This window comes from Frankia sp. CeRuru1 (assembly GCF_977966315.1).
This window is the reverse complement of the sequence record NZ_CDWWEW010000058.1, coordinates 1-18,038: the sequence shown is the minus strand read 5'-3', so window position 1 is coordinate 18,038 and position 18,038 is coordinate 1. Positions and strand designations below refer to the sequence as shown.

14 protein-coding genes and 2 pseudogenes are annotated in these 18,038 nt (G+C 71.2%); 9 read left to right on the top strand and 7 right to left on the bottom strand.

All coding sequences use genetic code 11. The annotated features are described in order from the left end of the window. A pseudogene (locus tag AC08OP_RS06790) lies at window positions 1-1,023 on the top strand (glycosyltransferase family 39 protein); the annotation flags it as partial. Here AC08OP_RS06790 and AC08OP_RS06785 read toward each other — a convergent pair. After that, a pseudogene (locus AC08OP_RS06785) lies at window positions 984-2,429 on the bottom strand (glycosyltransferase 87 family protein); the annotation flags it as partial. The pseudogenes AC08OP_RS06790 and AC08OP_RS06785 overlap by 40 nt on opposite strands. A gap of 340 nt (window positions 2,430-2,769) precedes the next feature. On the opposite strand from AC08OP_RS06785, the gene AC08OP_RS06780 reads away from it, so the two are divergent. The 4 genes from AC08OP_RS06780 (at window position 2,770) to AC08OP_RS06765 (ending at window position 8,090) form a co-directional block, all read left to right on the top strand. Then, window positions 2,770-4,266, top strand: coding sequence for an NAD(P)/FAD-dependent oxidoreductase (locus AC08OP_RS06780; protein ID WP_476613402.1), 1,497 nt, complete (start codon window positions 2,770-2,772; stop codon window positions 4,264-4,266). 373 nt (window positions 4,267-4,639) lie between these two features. Then, window positions 4,640-6,415 (top strand): glycosyltransferase family 39 protein, encoded by a 1,776-nt coding sequence (locus AC08OP_RS06775; protein ID WP_476613401.1) that lies wholly within the window; start codon window positions 4,640-4,642, stop codon window positions 6,413-6,415. Between the two features lie 44 nt (window positions 6,416-6,459). Next, window positions 6,460-7,662, top strand: a complete 1,203-nt coding sequence (locus AC08OP_RS06770) for a hypothetical protein (RefSeq protein ID WP_476613400.1) — start codon at window positions 6,460-6,462, stop codon at window positions 7,660-7,662. 224 nt (window positions 7,663-7,886) lie between these two features. Next, entirely contained in the window at window positions 7,887-8,090 is a 204-nt protein-coding gene (locus tag AC08OP_RS06765) for a DUF5703 family protein (RefSeq protein ID WP_476595004.1), read from the top strand. Here the strand turns inward: AC08OP_RS06765 and AC08OP_RS06760 are convergent. After that, a complete protein-coding gene (locus tag AC08OP_RS06760) occupies window positions 8,075-8,548 on the bottom strand; it encodes a hypothetical protein (protein WP_476613399.1) in 474 nt (157 codons plus the stop codon). The two genes, AC08OP_RS06765 and AC08OP_RS06760, sit on opposite strands and share 16 nt — an antisense overlap. A gap of 125 nt (window positions 8,549-8,673) precedes the next feature. After that, window positions 8,674-10,032, bottom strand: coding sequence for a M20/M25/M40 family metallo-hydrolase (locus tag AC08OP_RS06755; protein WP_476613398.1), 1,359 nt, complete (start codon window positions 10,030-10,032; stop codon window positions 8,674-8,676). Window positions 10,033-10,184: 152 nt separating this feature from the next. Between AC08OP_RS06755 and AC08OP_RS06750 the strand changes: the two genes are divergently transcribed. Further along, a complete protein-coding gene (locus AC08OP_RS06750; protein ID WP_476613397.1) occupies window positions 10,185-10,994 on the top strand; it encodes a class I SAM-dependent methyltransferase in 810 nt (269 codons plus the stop codon). 155 nt (window positions 10,995-11,149) lie between these two features. Here AC08OP_RS06750 and cobF read toward each other — a convergent pair whose 3' ends face one another. From cobF to AC08OP_RS06730, 4 genes are all read right to left on the bottom strand, one after another. Next, a complete protein-coding gene (cobF, locus tag AC08OP_RS06745; RefSeq protein ID WP_462187272.1) occupies window positions 11,150-11,914 on the bottom strand; it encodes a precorrin-6A synthase (deacetylating) in 765 nt (254 codons plus the stop codon). A 1-nt stretch (window position 11,915) separates the two neighbouring features. After that, window positions 11,916-13,670 (bottom strand): FAD-binding oxidoreductase, encoded by a 1,755-nt coding sequence (locus AC08OP_RS06740; protein ID WP_476613396.1) that lies wholly within the window; start codon window positions 13,668-13,670, stop codon window positions 11,916-11,918. A gap of 75 nt (window positions 13,671-13,745) precedes the next feature. Beyond that, entirely contained in the window at window positions 13,746-14,708 is a 963-nt protein-coding gene (locus AC08OP_RS06735) for an LLM class F420-dependent oxidoreductase (protein ID WP_476613395.1), read from the bottom strand. Window positions 14,709-14,920: 212 nt separating this feature from the next. Further along, on the bottom strand, window positions 14,921-15,586 hold the full coding sequence (locus tag AC08OP_RS06730) for a peptide deformylase (RefSeq protein WP_476613394.1): 666 nt from the start codon (window positions 15,584-15,586) through the stop codon (window positions 14,921-14,923). A gap of 42 nt (window positions 15,587-15,628) precedes the next feature. Between AC08OP_RS06730 and AC08OP_RS06725 the strand changes: the two genes are divergently transcribed. From AC08OP_RS06725 to ureG, 3 genes are all read left to right on the top strand, one after another. After that, a complete protein-coding gene (locus AC08OP_RS06725; RefSeq protein WP_462187277.1) occupies window positions 15,629-16,132 on the top strand; it encodes a Fur family transcriptional regulator in 504 nt (167 codons plus the stop codon). 103 nt (window positions 16,133-16,235) lie between these two features. Continuing rightward, complete coding sequence (tsaD, locus tag AC08OP_RS06720; protein WP_476613393.1) at window positions 16,236-17,306, top strand: tRNA (adenosine(37)-N6)-threonylcarbamoyltransferase complex transferase subunit TsaD; 1,071 nt, start codon at window positions 16,236-16,238, stop codon at window positions 17,304-17,306. Between the two features lie 36 nt (window positions 17,307-17,342). Beyond that, window positions 17,343-18,038 (top strand): urease accessory protein UreG (gene ureG, locus AC08OP_RS06715; RefSeq protein ID WP_476613392.1); only part of this gene is annotated, 696 nt, incomplete at its 3' end.

The following is an 18,038-nucleotide window of genomic DNA, read 5'->3' as shown; positions in this document are numbered from 1 at the left end:
ACCACCGCCCTCGTCTACACCCACTACTGGACGTTCTTGCTGATCTTCACCGTGGCGGCGTTCATGCTGCTGCAGGCCCGGCGGCGGCCCCAGTATCGGCAGGTGACCCTGCGGGCCTTCGCCGCGATGGCGGCCTCCGCCGCGCTGTTCGCGCCGTGGATGCCGTCGTTCCTGTTCCAGATGCTGCACACCGGAACGCCCTGGGCGCCCAAGGTGCAGGCCCAGGTGCTACTGGACACGGTCTTCGACTGGGCCGGCCCGACCTCCACGGGTGCGCTGCTCGGCATCGTGCTGCTCGGGGGCGCGCTCATCGGCCTGACCGCGCGTCCGGACGGGCGGGAGCTCGCGGTCAAGCTCTCCGGCCGGGTGCCGGGCCGTTACCTGGCCGCGATCTGGCTGGTCCCCCTCGTCCTGGCCTACTTCGTGAACATGTTCGGCGGCAGCGCCTACGCCGAGCGCTACACCGGCATCGCCCTGCCGGCCTGCCTGCTGCTCGCCTCCCTCGGCATCGCCCAGCTGCCGGGCCGGCATGTGCGGGCCGGGGTACTGGTCGTCGCCTCGCTCAGCGGCCTGCTCGGCGGGTGGCAGCTCGCCCGGACCGAACGCACCCAGGCCGGGGAGATCGCGGACCGGATCGTCGCGCTGGCCCGGCCGGGAGACGTGGTCGCCTACTGCCCGGACCAGCTCGGCCCGGCCGTGCACCGGGCAATCGAACGGCACGGCGAGGTCACGGTACGGGAGATCGTGTACGCGGACAGTTCCGGCCCGGCGCTCGTCGACTGGGTCGACTACGCCGACCGGATGAAACGGGCGAACGGCACCAGCTTCGCGGCCGAGGTCAACGAACTGGCCGGTCCCGGCTACGCCGTGCTGCTCGTCCGCGCGGACGGTTACCGGTTCCTGGAGGGCGCCTGCGCCGTGCTGTCCGACCAGCTCGCCACGCTGCGCGACCGCACCGTGCAGGTCGAGCGGCGCAACCTGTACGAGGGCGCGTCGCTGGAACGGTTCTCCACGCTGCGCTGACCGCCCGCGGGGGCGGGGTCGTCGACGGCGAGGGCCGCGACGGCCAGCACGAGCAGACCCATCGGCAACGTGTAGTGGTTGAAGAAGGTCTGCTTGTTCATCAGGTTCAGGGTGAGCAGGACCAACGCGGCCCCCAGGCAGAACCCGGTGGCGTCCCCGCGGGCCCGCCAGGCCGCCGTGTAGGCGCCGAGGAGGGCGACCGCGGTCAAGCCGAATCCGAGCGTGACCCCGAAATGCGACGCCAGGCCCGGCAGGGACAGCGAGTGGGCGAGCACCTCGTAGTGGAGGTTCGTCCAGACCGCGTCGTCGAGGAAGTCCCGGGGACCGGCCACCACCCAGGGGGCGACGAGGAGCGCCGCCACGACCGCGGCCGCAGCCGTCCGGCGGGGCCCGAACGCGGGGTAGCCCGCCGCCATGGGGATCAGCAGCACGACGTGCTGTTTGGTCGCCAGGGCGAGCGCGAACGCGACGACCGCCACCCGTCCCCGCCCGCTCGTCGACGCCCACACCGTCGCCGCCAGGCACGCCACGAGCAACGGCTCGGTCCAGGACTGCTGCAGGGCGTACATCGACTCGGGGAACACGACGACCAGCAACGGCAGCGCGGCCACCGCCGGCGCCGCGGGTGCCCTTCCCCCGGGTGCCCTTCCCGCGCCCGCTACCGCGCGGATCAGGACCGCCGCCACCGCCAGGGCCAGCAGCAGGCCGTAACGGACGTCACCGAGCAGAAGCCGGAAGGGAGCCAGGAGCACGGACGTGACCGGTAGATAGGGGTAGACGTCGAACAAGCCGTCGACCGGGTACTCGGCCCGGCTCGGCGCCCACTGCTGCCGGTACATGTCGGCCCCGTGCGGCAGGCCGGCCGTGGAGACCTGGAGCAGGTGGAAGACGTCGATGCGGGGCGTCGGCGCGGCGCGGATCGTGGCGACGCCCGCCGCGCAGGCCAGGGCCAGGACCAGCCAGAACACCCACGGAGAGGCGAGCACATCGAGCCGGCCCCGGCCCTGGTGGTGCTCCCGGCCGATCCGGCGCCCCCGGCCGGCGCGGTGCAGCATGACCACGATCGACCCGGCGGCGAGCAGGCCCGCGAGGATCGCGAGCACGTCCGCCACCGTGGCGAACCGGCCGACAGCGTAGTAGCGGGGACGGCGCACGAGCGGCACGACGCCGATCATGACTGCCACGAGCAGCCACGCCCCAAACCACCCACGCGGGCGCACGGCCACGGCGGTGCTGGCAGTACCGGCGTCGGCGGCGGGGCCGGCGGTGCCGGCCACGACCACCACCGCCAAGATCACTGCCGCGAAACCTACCAGGACACTCGACAGCGCCCAGGCGCCGTACCGACCATCCTTGGCCGCGATGCCACCGGCCACCGCGCACCAGCCGACCAGGATCGCCGGCATCACCCGCCCCGGAGGAACCGGCCCGTCCGGGGGAGGCGAGGTCTGCGGTGCCCGTTGACCGGGTATCGACAATGCCATGTGCGCACGATGCCAGAGCCGCACCCGATCAGGCGGCCCGGACGCGCGTTATGGGAATAGGGCGGACGTATCACGGATCATCGCATGGTGTCGGGTCGAGGGGGTGCGGACGGGTCGAGGGGGTGCGGACGGGTCTCCGCTCGCGCCATGCAACACTTGCGACCCGGGACCGGTCCCAGGGGTCCGGCGTCCCGGTGGCGCGATGCCCGGTGTCCGTCCACCCGAGTGACCATGAGTGTGTGTTGAGGAGAGGTCCTGCACAGTGACCGAAAAGCCAGAGGTAGTCGTCATCGGAGCCGGACCGGCAGGTCTGACCGCCGGTTGGGAGCTGGTGAAACGGGACGTCCCCGTGACGATTATCGAGGGTGACTCGGTCGTCGGCGGAATCAGCCGTACGGCCCAGCGTGAAGGTTGGCGTTTCGACATCGGCGGCCACCGCTTCTTCACCAAGGTTCCCGAAGTCGAGAAGCTCTGGCACGAGATCCTGCCGGACGAGGACTTCCTGCTGCGCCCCCGATCGAGCCGCATCTACTACAACGGGAAGTTCTTCGACTACCCGCTCAAGGCCGGAAACGCGCTCGGCGGGCTCGGCCTGGTCGAGGCGGCGCGCTGCATGGCCTCCTACGCTGCGGCCCGGATCCGGCCGCCGCAGGACCAGAGCAACTACGAGAACTGGCTGGTGGCCCGTTTCGGCTGGCGGCTCTACCGCACCTTCTTCAAGACCTACACCGAGAAACTGTGGGGCGTTCCGGTCAGCGAGATGCCCTCGGACTGGGCCGCGCAGCGCATCAAGAGCCTGTCCATGATGAACGCGATCGTGAACGCGGTCCTACCGAAGCGGAACCAGAAGGAGATCACCTCCCTCATCGAGGAGTTCCAGTACCCCAAGTACGGGCCCGGAATGATGTGGGAGACCGCCACCGACAAGATCATTAAACAGGGCGGCCGAGTGGTCTTCGAGGAGAAGGTCCGCAAGATCCACCACGCCGACGGCCGCGCGACCGGCGTCACCACGACCGTGACCGGCGGGTACGGCCCGGGGGCCGGTGCCCCGGAGTCCTCGCGCTCCGACCTCGGCAGCGAGTACCAGTACCAGGCCGACGAATTTATCTCGTCGATGTCGTTCTCCTCTCTCGTCCGGGTGATGGACCCGCCGGCACCGGCCCACGTGCTGGCGGCGGCGAACGCGCTGAAGTACCGCGACTTCCTCACCATCGCCCTCGTGGTGCCGGCCTCGGCCGGTTTCCCGGACAACTGGATCTACATCCACTCCCCCGCCGTCAAGGTCGGCCGGATCCAGAACTTCGCCTCCTGGTCGCCGTTCCTGGTCAAGGACGGGCGTACCTGCCTCGGCCTGGAGTACTTCGTCTTCGAGGGTGACGAGACCTGGAACGCCCCCGATGAGGAACTGGTCGCGCTCGGGACGAAAGAACTCGTCGAACTGGGTCTGATCAGGGCCCAGCAGGTGGAACAGGGTTTCGTCGTACGCATGCCGAAGGCATATCCATACTACGACATACACTACAAGAAGAACGTCGATATCATCCGCGCCTGGCTGGCCGAGAACACGCCGAACGTCCACCCGGTCGGCCGTAACGGCATGCACCGTTACAACAACCAGGACCACTCGATGCTCACCGCGATGCTCACGGTCCAGAACATCATCGACGGCACCAAGCACAATGTGTGGGAGGTCAACGTCGACGAGGATTACCACGAGGAGGTTTCGTCGCCGGCCCGGGGCACCGCCCGGTCCTGACGGAGGATTCGCCCGGGGCACGGATTCATCCGGGACGGGTTTGTCCGGGACGGATTCATCCGGGGCACAGATTCGACAGGCGTCGCCACTCGAACGCCGTCACACGGGCGTCGCCGGAATGTCGGGCGCGTTTCACCGCCGGCGCCCGCTCCGCTTCCGGGGCCAGCCGGCATGACCGGGGACGTCCCGGTATTACCGAGTACGGAGCGGATGGGTGACGGGACGGGCCGCGTCCCGTCACCCATCCGGGACATCATCGAGGCGTAGGGGCGCGCCACGCGAGACTGGTACCGGGTGCGGCCCTGCCCGGCCGGCCGGTCGTCTACCGGCCGGCCCGTCGCAGTCCGGTCAATGTGGACGGAAGGGACTGACCGTGACGGATGTCGCGGTCCGGCCGGCGGAGCAGCTCCCCGAGCCGGTCGACCAGGTCGGGAACGCATCCGGCCGTACGGGACGGATCTTCATCGCGGTAGTGGGGGTACTCCTCGCCGTCTCGGTGATCGTGCGGTTCACCGCCAGCCAGGCACTCTGGCTGGACGAGGCGCAGAGCGTCGCCATCGCCCGCCTGCCCCTGCGCGGGTCGGCCTTCACGATGTGGGACGGCCTGCTACAGGACGGCTCACCGCCGCTGTACTACCTGGTGCTCCACGGCTGGATCAAAGCGTTCGGCGAGGGCACCTTCGCGGTCCGGTCCCTGTCCGCGCTGATCAACATTGGTGCGGCGTGGCCGCTGTTCCTGCTCGCCCGCCGCGTGGTCGGCGAGCGGGCGGCGCGGGTCAGCGTCGTGCTGTACCTCACGTCGCCGTTCGCGTTGTACTTCGGGACCGAGACCCGGATGTACAGCCTCATCGTGCTGCTCACCGCGTTGGGTGGACTGGCGTTGGAACGCGTCCTGCGGGCACCGTCGATCAGATCGGCGATCGCCCTGGCGCTCTGCGCGGGAGGCCTGGCGCTGACCCATTACTGGTGCCTCTACCTGCTGCTCACGGTCGGAACGTGGCTGGTCCTGCTGCTGGTGGCCCGTCCGTGGTGGGTCGAGCGCCAGATCCGGCGCGGCGAGGGCGCGGGCGCGGCGGACCCAGCGGGTGTGCCGGGTAGCGCGGGTGTACCCGGGTACCGTTCCGCCCCGGCAAGCCCGGCAAGCCCGGCAAGCCCGGCAAGCCGGGGCCGGGGCGCCCCCCACAGTCACCGGACGCCGACCCGTTTCCTCACCCCGCAGCGGCGGGGGCCGGTCTTCGGGCTGCTCGGCATCGTCGGTGGCGGGCTGGTCTTCGCCCCGTGGCTGCCCGACTTCTTCGACCAGCTCGCCCACACCGGCACCCCCTGGGGAGAGCCCGCCAGCTATGCCGCGATCTCCCACGCCTACGGCCAGTGGGCCGGCGGCCCGACGACCCTGGGTCGCCTGTTGCTGTTCCTGGTCACCGGTCTCGCCGCCGCCGGCATCGCCGGCCGGCCCGCGGGTGGCCGGTTCATCCTTCTCGACCTGCGTGGTCTCGAACCGGGCCGGACCCTGTTCCTGCTGGCCACCGGCACGCTCGTCGTCGCGGTGACCGCGGGCAAGGTGGTCGGCAACGCCTGGGCCGACCGGTACACCGCCACCGCCTTCGTGCCGTTCCTGCTGGTCATCGGGCTCGGCGCGACGATCATCACCGATCGGCGGGTGTTCCACGGAGTGGTCGCCGTCGCGGCCCTGACCGGTCTGCTCGCCGGGACCTCCGACATCCACCGGGAGCGGAGCCAGGCCACCGAGGCCGCGCAGGTCCTCGAGCGGATCGCCCGGCCCGGTGATGTGATGCTGGTCTGCCCGGACCAGCTCGGACCAGGCCTCGCCCGTACCGTGCCGAACTGGATGAAGGTGTACGTCGTGCCGACCTACGCACCGCCGGACCGGGTCGACTGGGCCGACTACGAGCGGCGCAACGAATCAGCCGACGGGGTCGCGATCGCCCGGCGCGCCCTCGCCGAGGCCGGTCCGGAGCACACCGTCTTCCTCGCCGGTTCCGGGTCGTACCGCACCTACGAGGAGCTGTGCACGGTGGTACGCACCACCCTGCAGGAGGCCCGGCCACTCGCGGACGAGGTCATGAAGCAGGGTCTGCCGGCCAGGGTCCACGAGAACTACGCGCTGCTGCGGTTCCGGGCCTCTTGACCGCGACCGAGGCCCTTCCGGATGATCATCGGGTAGGTGGCGGCATGGGCGGCCGGCATGCGGCCACCCGCTGGGAGGACCGCTGGCAGCTGCGCGAGGTCGTGCTCGCCTGGCTCGCGGCCCGGCTGGCGGTCGGTGCGGCGCTGGCGCTGACCAGGTATATCGCCGACAATGCCCGCGGGCAGCAGGGCGCGCAGCTGAGCACCACCGACCTGCTCGGTTGGGACGCCGGGTGGTACCAGACGATTGCCGAGGTCGGGTACAGCGGCGCCGGGGCCGAGAGCCGCCGGTTTTTTCCCTTGCTGCCGCTGCTCGTGCGGGGGTTGTCGAAGCTGCCGGGGGCCGACGCCCACGTCGGTGTCGTGCTCCTGGTCGTGGTCAACGTGTGCGCGTTGGTCTTCGCGCTGCTGCTGGTGGGGCTCGCCCGGTTCGAGGGGTTCGCCCCGGAGGCGACCACCCGGCTCATCTGGCTCGCCGCGCTGGCTCCGCCCGCCTTCGTCCTGGTCATGGGGTACGCCGAGGGACTCGCCGGGCTGCTGGCCGTGGCGGTGTTCCTCGGTGCCCGCAGCGGGCGCTGGGAGCTGGCGGCCGTGGCCGGTCTGCTCGGCGGCCTGTGTCGCCCCCTCGGTCTGGTCCTCGCGGTGCCGGTACTTCTCGAGGCGGCCCGGGGGCTGCCCTGGCCGCTCGTCCGCCGGCTCGGCCCCAGCCCCAGCCCCAGCACGCCGACCACCACGCCTACGGCTGGAACACTTACCGCCCATGATGGGCTGCGTCGGCTGCTCGCCGTGCTCGCCCCGGTGGCCGGCGCCGGCATCTACCTGCTGTGGTCGGCGCACTCCTACGGTGACGGGCTGGCGCCGTTCACGCTGCAGCGCGACGCGGCACGTCACGGCAGCAGCTCGAACCCGCTGGCAGTGCTGTGGGACGCGGCGCGGGGCGCCTTTTCCGGCGAGCTGGGCACGGCGCTGCACGTGCCGTGGCTGCTCTTGGCGCTCGTGGGGCTGGTGGTCATGGCGCGCCGGCTGCCGGTGTCGTACCCGGTGTGGAGCGCCCTGGTCCTGGCGGCCGTGCTGACCGGCAGCAACCTGGACTCCGCCGAGCGGTACGTCTACGGGGCGTTCCCGTTCCTGCTGGTCGCCGCGCTCGTCACCGCCCGGCGGGAGATCTTCACGTTCACACTCGCCGCCACCACGGCCGCGATGACCCTCTACGCGACGCTGGCCTTCACCCTCTCCTACGTGCCCTGACCGCCGGCCGCGCCCTGACCGCCGGCCGCGCGTCGGTGGGTACGTCGGTGGGTACATGGCGCATGGGCCCGCATCATCTCGCGAGCGCTTCCAGAAGCCCTTCCAGAAGATGGCGAAACGGTTAACGTAGAGGGGGACCGCACGATGATCGGTCGCCATCCCACGCCGCACCACGCCACGCGCAGCCGGTCATCCTCCGCTCGCAACCACGAGGTCAGGCCGCATTGGATGGAGTAGAGCTGGAGTACCAGCGGCTGTACCTGCCGCCGGGTACGGACTGCCGGGCAGCCGTCCAGATCCTCACGATGCACGCCGAGTTCGGCCACTGGGAGCTCGAACGACTGCGGCTGTTCCCGGATGGCTCCCGGCGGGTGGTGCTGCGCCGCCGTCGGCGCCCCGGCGGCCTGCCCGGCTATCTGCCCACCTGACAGCCGCCCACCTGGCAACGGACCTGGGAGGGCGTGCGCACCTCGACCACGTCCGGAGCGATCCCCCGGGTCTGCAGATGCCGTCCCGACAACGCCCATCCGGCCGGCACCTCGGCTCCGGTGGCGTCGGCTCCGGTGGCGTCGGCTCCCGCGTCGCCGGTATCCGCCTGCCGGGGCCGCCCCACCGTCCAGACGTCGGCCCGGAACCAGTGATCGCGCCAATGGGCGCTGTCGTCGGCCCGCAGCTGCACGAACCGGCGACGCAGAACCTGCCGGGCGACCTCCAGCGCGGACAACACGCTGACCTCGATGCCCCCGGACGGCTCGGCCCGATCGGCGATCCACACACTGCCGTCCCGGCTGGCTTGCACGAGATAGGCGTAGGTAGCCGGGGGGTGGTCCGCGTCTGCGCCCACCGGAGCTCCGACGCCGATGCTGGACAGCGGATCGCCAGCCATACCCCCCATCATGTCATGCATTAACGATGACGCATACGCGGATGGTGCTCCGCGCGCGGACGGTGGCATCTCGTCAAGCCGTACCGGCAGGTTCAGGCCAGGAGGTCCGGGTCAGGAGGTCCGGGTCAGGATGCATGCAGGAAGCGGTCGAGGACGCGGACGCCGAAGCGCAGCGAGTCGAGCGGCACCCGTTCGTCCACCCCGTGGAACATGCCGGAGAAGTCCAGGTCGGGCGGCAGCAGCAACGGGGAGAACCCGAAGCAGCGGATGCCGAGCCGGGAGAAGGACTTCGCGTCCGTGCCGCCGGAAAGCATGTAGGGCACGGCCCGGGCGATCGGGTCCTCGGCGCGCAGCGACGTGGCCATCGCCTCCACCAGCGCGCCGTCGAAGCTGGTCTCCAACGCTTGGTCGTGGACGACCCATTCGCGACGGATGTCCGGCCCGAGGATCTCGTCGAGCTGGCGGATGAACTCCTCCTCCTGACCGGGCAGATAGCGACCATCGACGTAGGCGGTGGCCTCGCCCGGGATCACGTTGACCTTATGACCGGCCTCGAGCTGGGTCGGGTTGGCGGTGTTACGCAGCGTAGCGCCGATCATCCGGGCGATCGGGCCGAGCTTCGCGACGGTCGCCTCCAGGTCGTCCAGGTCGAACTCGATGCCGAGCGCCTCCCCGAGGGAGTTCAGGAACACCCGGACCGTCGGGGTCATGACCAGCGGGAAGGTGTGCCGGCCGAGCCTCGCCACCGCCTCGCACAGCGCCGTCACCGCGTTGTCATCGCTGATCATCGAACCGTGGCCGGCCCGGCCGGCCGCGGTCAGCTTCATCCAGGCGATGCCCTTCTCCGCCGTCTCGATGAGGTAAAGGCGCAGGTCGTCGGAGACGGTGTAGGAGAACCCGCCGACCTCGCTGATCGCCTCAGAGCAGTCGGCGAACAGGCCGGGATGGTTCTCGACGAGCCAGCGCGCCCCGAGGGCGCCGCCGGCCTCCTCGTCCGCGACGAAGGCGACGACGAGGTCCCGGGGTGGCCTGCGGCCGGTGCGGACGATGTCGCGGATGACCGCGAGGGTCATCGCGTCCATATCCTTCATGTCCACCGCGCCCCGGCCCCACAGGCAGCCGTCGGCCTCCTCGCCAGCGAATGGCGGCAGGCGCCACTCGCTGGCATCCGCCGGCACCACGTCGAGATGACCGTGGACGAGCAACGGCGCACGCGAGGGATCCGCCCCCTCCACCCGGGTCACCACGCTGGTGCGGCCCGGGGCCGACTCCAGCAGGATCGGCTCGAGGCCCACCTCCGCGAGCTTCGCCGCGACGTACTCCGCGATCGGACGCTCGTTGCCGTCGCCGTTGCCACGGTTAACCGACTCGAAGCGGAGCATCTCCCGACAGAGCTCGACCACCTCGCCCTCCGCCGACGGGGCGGTCACCGGCAGGCGCAGGCCACCGGTGCGGTCGGGGGGGGTCGTGGACGCACTCGCCATGCCGCCTAGTCTGCCCCGTCGGGGGTGCAGCCGCCGGATTCGGGCCGTACCGTGAAGCAGAGTCGTAACCAGCCTGCAGCATTGCGCGTCCCGCTGCAGCATTGCGCCGTCCCGCGGGACGACCGGCATAGCGCGGGCATAGCATGGCACCCGTGCCAACGCCGCACCTGCAGGGCGAGAAAGCGACGCTGCTGGCGACGCTGTACGGCAGAGCGCTGGACGCCGGGTCGGCTGACCCCATCCTGCACGACACCATGGCTCTGGACGCCGTCAAAAAGATCGACCTTGACTTCACCAGAACCGGTCTGCGCCGCAGCGAACACGCCCTCGTCGCGCTCAGGGCCAGGCACTTCGACGAGTGGACCCGCGAGTTCCTCACCACGCATCCGAAAGCCACCGTGCTGCACCTGGGCTGCGGCCTGGACACCCGCGCCTACCGCCTCGACCCCGGCCCCGGCGTGCGCTGGTTCGACGTGGACTACCCCGATGTGATGGATCTACGCCGGCAGCTGTACCCACCGCGTCAGGGTTACACGCTGCTCGGCTCGTCCGTGACCGACCCGTCCTGGCTGGCGCAGATACCGAGTGATCTTCCCGTGCTGATGGTCGCCGAAGGCCTGACCATGTACCTCCGCGAGGACGAAGGCACGGCAGTCCTCCGCCGGATCGTCCAACACTCCCCCGGCGGCCAGTTGGTCTTCGACGCCCTCAGCAGACGCGGTATCCGGATGCAGCGGTTCAACAAGGCGATCCAGGCCGCCGGGGCGACCGTCTCCTGGGGCATCGACAGCTGCGCGGAACTTGAGGCGATCGACCCCCGGCTGCGGTGCGTGACCGCCATGAGCGCTTTCGACCTTGACCGGTCCGGGACGCTGCCGGCGGGCTATCGTGTGATGGCCGCGGTGGCGACGCTGGCCCCCGCCCTGCGACGGATGGCGGCCTTCTACCGGCTGGACTTCTGACGGACGTCTCCGCCCTGGTCGGCGGCCCGGTCTTCAGATTGACGAGAAGCCGCTATCACCTTTCCTCCTCGCCCTCCTTGCCTTTCCAGAGCCTTTCGTATCCGATTTATCCCTCTGGAAAGACAAGAGCAAGAGCAAGAGCAAGTCAGAACAGGTCAGACGGCAGGACGGCGGCGGAGCAGGTAGGTATCCATGATCCAGCCTTTACGCTCGCGGGCCTCGGCGCGGGTCCGCTCGATCAGTCCGCCGACCTCGGCGACCGGACCGTGCAGCAGGACCTCGTCCGGGGTGCCGAGGTAGGCGCCCCAGTAGATGTCGACGTCGTCGGCAGGCAGGGCCAGGAAGGTGTTCTCGGCATCGAGCATGACGACGACGTCGTCGACCCCCGGCGGGAATCCGGCGGCGAGCCGGCGACCGGTCGTGATCTCGACCGGGCCGCCGATCCGGTTCAGGATCAGCCGGTGGCTGGCGGCGAGCGCCTGCACGCTGGTGATCCCCGGGATCACCTCGTAGTCGAACCGCACCACGCCCCGCGCCACGATCCGGTCGATGATGCGCAGCGTGCTGTCATACAGCGACGGATCACCCCAGACCAGGAACGCCCCGCAGCCGTCCTCGCCCAGCTCGTCGAGCATCATCCGCTCGTACAGCGCGGCCCGGCGGGAATGCCAGTCCTCGACGGCGGCAGTGTAGTCCGTCGGGGACCGGTCGCGGCTCGGGTCACGGGCCTCGACGATCCGGTAGCCGTTCCCCTCGACGTGCCGGTCGAGGATCTCCCGCCGCAGCCGGACCAGGTCCTCCTTCGCCGCCCCCTTGTCCAGGACGAAGAAGACGTCGGCCCGGTTCAGCGCCTTGACGGCCTGGATCGTCAGCTGGTCGGGGTCGCCGGCACCGATGCCAATGACGAGGATCGTGCGCATCTCAGCGCGGATCGGACCCGGCCGTGCTCGCCGAATCCGGGCCCGCCGAATCCGGTCCCGCCGTAGCTGCCGGGCCCGGGGCGGTGCCCACCCCTGGGACGATCTTGCCGGGGTTGAGGTTGCGGCCCGGGTCGATGCCGTCGAACAGCGCCGTGAGCAGGCGCACGCCGGCTGGTGAGATGTCGTCGGCGAGCCAGCGCGCGTGCTCGACACCGACCGCGTGGTGGTGGGACAGGGTGCCGGCATGCTCGATGAAGCCCTGCTGGATCGCGGACTTCACCGTGTCGTACCCGCCGATCGCCTCCAGCGTCACCGGGGAGGCGTAGGCGAACGTGAAGTACAGGCAGGCCCCGGAGTGATACGAGTGCGACAGGTGGCACATGATCCAACCGGTCACGCCGATCTCGGCGAACGCCTTGTTCGCCCGTGCGACCACCCCCCGGTACAGCGGGCCGAGCTGCGACCAGGACGTCGACGTCTCCGACACATCGGCCATCGCGCCCTGGCCGAGCAGGAAGTCCCGGATGTACGGGGTGTCGAACTTCTTCTGGTCGTAGAGCTGCCCCGGGCCGGTGCCGACACAGATCCCGCCCCGGCGCGCGACGATCGCCCCGACCAGCTTGCGCTGGGCCTTGACATGCGCAGGTGAACCCTCGAAGCCAATGAACGACAGACACATCTGATCGAGGTCGTACCTGCGGACCCGGCGCAGGTACTGCTTCATACCGGCCGAGACGAGACTCGAAGCCAGGGAGCCGCGCTTGCGGGTGGCGAAGGAGAACCGCGTCTCGTTGGCGTCGGAGACCCGGGTGACCGTCGGCGCGGCCTCGCTCGCGGCGATCTCCCGCATGGCCAGCAGTGCCGCGTCCCAGGTCGGGAAGAAGTAGCCGAGGATCACGCGCTGCTCGGGCACCCGGTGCACCTGCACGGTGGCCTCGGTGATGATCCCGAGCCGCCCCTCGCTGCCGAGGATCATCTCCCGCACGCTCGGGCCGGTCGACTGGCTGGGCACGGGCCGGGTGACGAGTACCCCGGCAGGGGTCACCACCCGCACCGCCCTGGTGATCTCCGCGATATCGCCGTACTTGTCGGACTGCATGCCCGACGAGCGGGTGGCGATCCAGCCGCCGAGGGTGGAGTGGGCGAAGCTGTCCGGGAAGTGGCCGAGCGTCCAGCCCTGCGCGGCCAGCTGCTCCTCCAGGTCCGGGCCGAGGGCGCCGGCCTGGATGCGGGCGAGGCGGGCGTCGGCGTCGATCTCCAGCACCCGGTCGAGCCGGCCGAGGTCGACGGAGATCACCGGGCGGGTCTCAGTGCGCGGCGCCTCGAGACTGCCGGAGATGTTGGTGCCGCCGCCGAACGGGATGACGACCGCGTCCGAGGCCAGCGCCGCGGCCAGCACCGCCCGGACCGCCCCCTCGTCTCCCGGGTAGACGACGACGTCGGGCAGCCGGCCGAGGTCGTGGTTACGAACCCGGACGAGGTCTCGCAGGCTCTTGCCGTAGGCGTGCACGACCCGCGCCTGTGCGTCGGTGGTGACGTGCTCCGCACCGGCGGCGTCGACAAGCGCGGCGCGCAGCGACTCCGGCAGCACGGGGTCCGCGATCGTCAGGTCCGCGAAGGCCGGTGGCTGGGCCGGCGGGTGGGTGATGTCGAGCCCGATGTGCGTGCGGATGAACGGCGCGAGGTCGGGCTTGTCACTGTGGCTGAAGGAGACACTCTCCTTGCCCCAGCCCCACCACTTCATGTGCGTGACCAACGATGGCTCCTCGACAGGGACGGGACGGAGGACGACGACTCCAGGGAAGGGCTAAGGGGGAGGGCGGCGGACCGCTCAGGTGCCGGCAAGGCGTTCGACGACCGGCGCCATGGCGGTCAACGCGTCCAGGGAGACCCCGATCGTGCTGAGGCCGAAGCGCTCGCGGCGCTCGACGAGGTCGTCGACGATCTCGTCGACCGACCCGCACAGCGCGTGCGGGGTCGCGAGTGCCTGTTCGGAGGTGAGCCCGAACCCGGCGGCCAGCTGCTCGGCAACCTGGGTGCGGTTGTCGGTGACGACGACGAGGTGGATGCGGACCTGAAGGGTGAGATCGTCCCAACGGGCGTCGGCGGCCTCCCGGATCCAGCGGACCTTCTCCTCGGTCGCCGCCGTCGTCGCGTTGGCGCCGAGCGAGGCATCGATCACTCCGCCGACCATGTTCATGTTCAGCCCGATGATGTCGGCCTCGCGGGCGGCGAGGGTCAGCAGCCGGCGCCCGCCACCACCGATCACGATCGGCGGGTGGGGCCGCTGCACCGGCTTCGGCGTCCCGTTCAGGCCGGCGACCTGGTAGTGGGTGCCGCTGTAGGTGAACGGCCCGTCGGCGAACATCCCCTTGATGACAGCGAGGGACTCGGCAAGCCGGCCGATGCGCACCCCCGGCGGGTCGAGCGGCAGACCGGCTCGGGAGTAGTCGGAGGTCATCCAGCCGGCTCCGAGGCCGAGTTCGAACCGTCCGCCGGACAGCGCGTCGAGGGTCGCTGCCTCTTTGGCCAGCACCACCGGATGGCGGTAGTCGTTGCTGAACACCATCGCGCCGATCCGCAGCGTCGTCGTCGCGTCGGCCGCGGCCATCAGCGCCGCGATCGGCGCGACCTGCTCGTCGAGATGGTCGGAGACGGTCAACGTCGCGTAGCCGAGATCCTCGACCCGGCGGGCGAGGTCGGCCCATGACCGGGCGCTCACCTCGGCGGGGGAGGAACACTGGATGTTGAACCGGAACGGCCGTTTGTACGGCCCGCCGGAGACCTCGGTCACCGCAGCCACTCCTCACTCACCGGGGCATCTCCAGGATGGGACACCTCGAGGACGGGACACCTCGAGGACGGGCACTCGCCGGTGACATCCTCGAGGACGAGGCGGGTACCAAGATAGCCCGTCGGGCGACCGGCGACCGCCGTTGACCGTCCCCGGCGCGACCCGGCCGGTGCCTGACCATCACCCGGCCCGGCCCGACCGATACCTGGCCGTCACCGGCCCGACCCGACCGGCGCCTGACCATCACCGGCCCGGCCCGACCGGCGCCGCGACCGCAGGTACTCGCCGGCCGCCCGTGCCTGCTCCGGGGTCGGCGGCGGCTCGCGCAGCACCTGGACGGCGGCACGGCGCGCCTCCCCGGTCAGCCGGTCGACGTAGAGGATCCCGTCGAGATGGTCGACCTCGTGCTGGAAGCAGCGCGCAAGCAGGCCCTCACCGGCGTACTCGACCGGCTGCCCCGTAACGTCCACCCCACGGACCCGCGCGGCCAGCGCCCGCGTGGTCGGGAAGTGCAGCCCCGGGACGGACAGGCATCCCTCCGGGCCGTGCTGCTGGGTCCCGCCGGGCTGCCGGGCCTCCCCCGGCTGCCGGGCCTCCCCCGGCTGCCCCGGGTCCGGGCCGAGTTCCAGCACCGGGTTCACCACCACCCGTGGCACCCGTGGCACCGACTCGTCACGCGGGTCGTAGTCGACGTCGAAGACGAACAGGCGCAGCCCGACCCCGATCTGCGGGGCGGCGAGCCCCACCCCGGGCGCGTCGTACATGGTGTCGATCATGTCGGTGACCAGCCGACCGAGCGCAGTGCCGAACTCCGTGACCAGCGTGGTCGGAGTGCGCAGGACGGGATCACCAACGGTGCGGATCGGGAGCACGGTCATGCGGGATACTGTGCCACGTGAATCGTGAAGGACACCTGGATCGTGAAGGACAGTCGGACGGATCGTGACGGCCGGCGTGGCGATCCGTCCGCCGCCGGGATCGCCGCGTTGCGCGCCCGCGGGGAGCGGGTCACCCCAGCCCGCCGGGCGGTGCTCCAGGTGCTCGCCGACACGAGCGAGCACCTGTCCGTCGACGACGTCTTCGCCCGGGCGGAGACGATCGTCCCGGGCCTGCACCGCACCACCGTCTATCGCGCGGTGGAGACCCTCGGCGACCTCGGCCTGGTCACCCACGTCCACCCCGACCACGGACCGGCCGTCTACCACCTGGCGGCGGCCCTCACCGGCGGCGCCCACCTGCACGTCCGGTGCCGCTCCTGCGGCACGATCCTCGACGTGCCCGCGGACCTGCTCGACGACGTCGCGCGCCGGCTCGCCACCACCGTCGGGTTCACCCTGCAGCCCGACCACGCCGCCCTTGCCGGCCGGTGCCGCGCCTGTTCGGCGAGGGCCCCGTCCGTAGACGGGGACCTCGCACCCGCGTGACGAGGGCCCGCGGGCGGCGCGGCGAGAGCCCCCGGGCGGCGCGGCGAGAGCCTCGCACCGGCGTAATCTCGCAGGTACCGACTATCGCGAGGAGGCTGCGGGGATGCCGCCGGAGCAGGGCCCGGTCGTGCTGGGCATCGAGACGTCCTGCGACGAGACCGGGGTGGGGCTCGTCCGGAACGGCACGCTGCTGGGCGAGGCCCTCTCGACGAGCATGGACCAGCACGCCCGCTACGGCGGAGTGGTCCCCGAGATCGCCGCCCGGGCCCACGTGCAGGCGCTGGTGCCCTGCGTGCGCGCGGCGTTGTCTTCGGCGGGGCTGTCCGCGGCGGACATCGGCGCCGTCGCAGTCACCGCCGGCCCCGGCCTCGCCACCGCCCTGCACGTCGGGGTGGCCGCGGCGAAGGCGTACGCCACGGCGCTCGACGTTCCCCTCTACGGCGTGCACCATCTCGCCGGTCACCTCGCCGCGGACCTCGTCGACGGCGAACCGCTGCCCGATCCCCTCATCGCCCTGATCGTCTCCGGCGGGCACACGTCGCTGCTGCGGGTGGGGGACCTCGCCCGCGACCCGATCATCCACCTCGGCGACACGCTTGACGACGCGGCCGGAGAGTGCTTCGACAAGGTCGCCCGAGTGCTCGGCCTGCCCTATCCGGGCGGTCCCGCGGTCGACCGGGCCGCGGTCGGCCACGATGCGACGGCGCTGGCCTTCCCCCGGCCGCTGACCGGCCGGGCGGACGCGCCCTACACCTTCTCGTTCTCGGGACTGAAGACCGCCGTCGCCCGGTGGGTCGAGTCGCATCCCGACTCCCCCATACCGGCCGGCGATGTGATCGCTTCCTTCCAGGAGGCGGTCGTCGACGTGCTCACCGCCAAGGCGGTCCGTGCCTGCCTCGACCACGGGATCGGTGACCTGCTCATCGTCGGCGGGGTCGCGGCGAACAGCCGGCTGCGGGCGCTGGCGGCCAGCCGCTGCGAGCAGACCGGCCTGCGGCTGCGGATACCGGCCCGTCGGCGGTGCACGGACAACGGCGTGATGATCGCGGCGTTGGGTGACCTGCTCGTCCGCGCCGGCGCCGAGCCCTCCCCCGCCGAGCTCACCGCCAGGCCGGGCGCGTTCCTCGAACGGGCCCAGCTCGGCGTCGCGCTGCCGGCCCTGCACGCCGCGTGAACACCGATGGGCCCCTCGAAGGGGAGAAGCGCGACGATGCACCTCGGGCATGAGGAGTTCCAGAGAAGCGGCGGGCCAGCCGGCGCGGGGCCAGCCGGCGCGGGGCGGGCGCCGCGGATCGGGGTCGGCGGCCCGGTGGGCAGCGGTAAGACGGCTCTGGTCGCCGCGCTGTGCCGGGCCCTGTCGTCGAGCCTGCGCATCGGGGTGGTGACGAACGACATCTACACCACCGAGGACGCCGACTTCCTGCGCCGGGCCGGCGTGCTCGATCCCGAACGGATCCGCGCGGTCGAGACCGGCTGCTGCCCGCACACCGCGATTCGCGACGACATCACCGCGAACCTGGACATGGTCGAGGACCTGGAGGCCGACACCGGCCCCCTGGACCTGGTCCTCGTCGAGTCCGGTGGCGACAATCTCACCGCGACGTTCAGCTACGGGCTGGTCGACCGGCAGATCTTCGTCGTCGACGTCGCCGGGGGCGACAAGGTGCCCCGCAAGGGCGGGCCGGGGGTGACCGGCAGCGACCTGCTGGTCATCAACAAGACCGATCTGGCTCCCCTGGTGGGCGCCGACCTCGACGTCATGGCCCGGGACGCGGCCGCGGCCCGCGGTGCCCGTCCGGTGGTGTTCACCTCGCTCACCGCCGACCCCACGGCCGCGGACGTGACCTCCTGGGTACGGGCCCAGCTCGCCGAACTGTCCCCGCGCGGCGGTTCCTACAATGCGTCC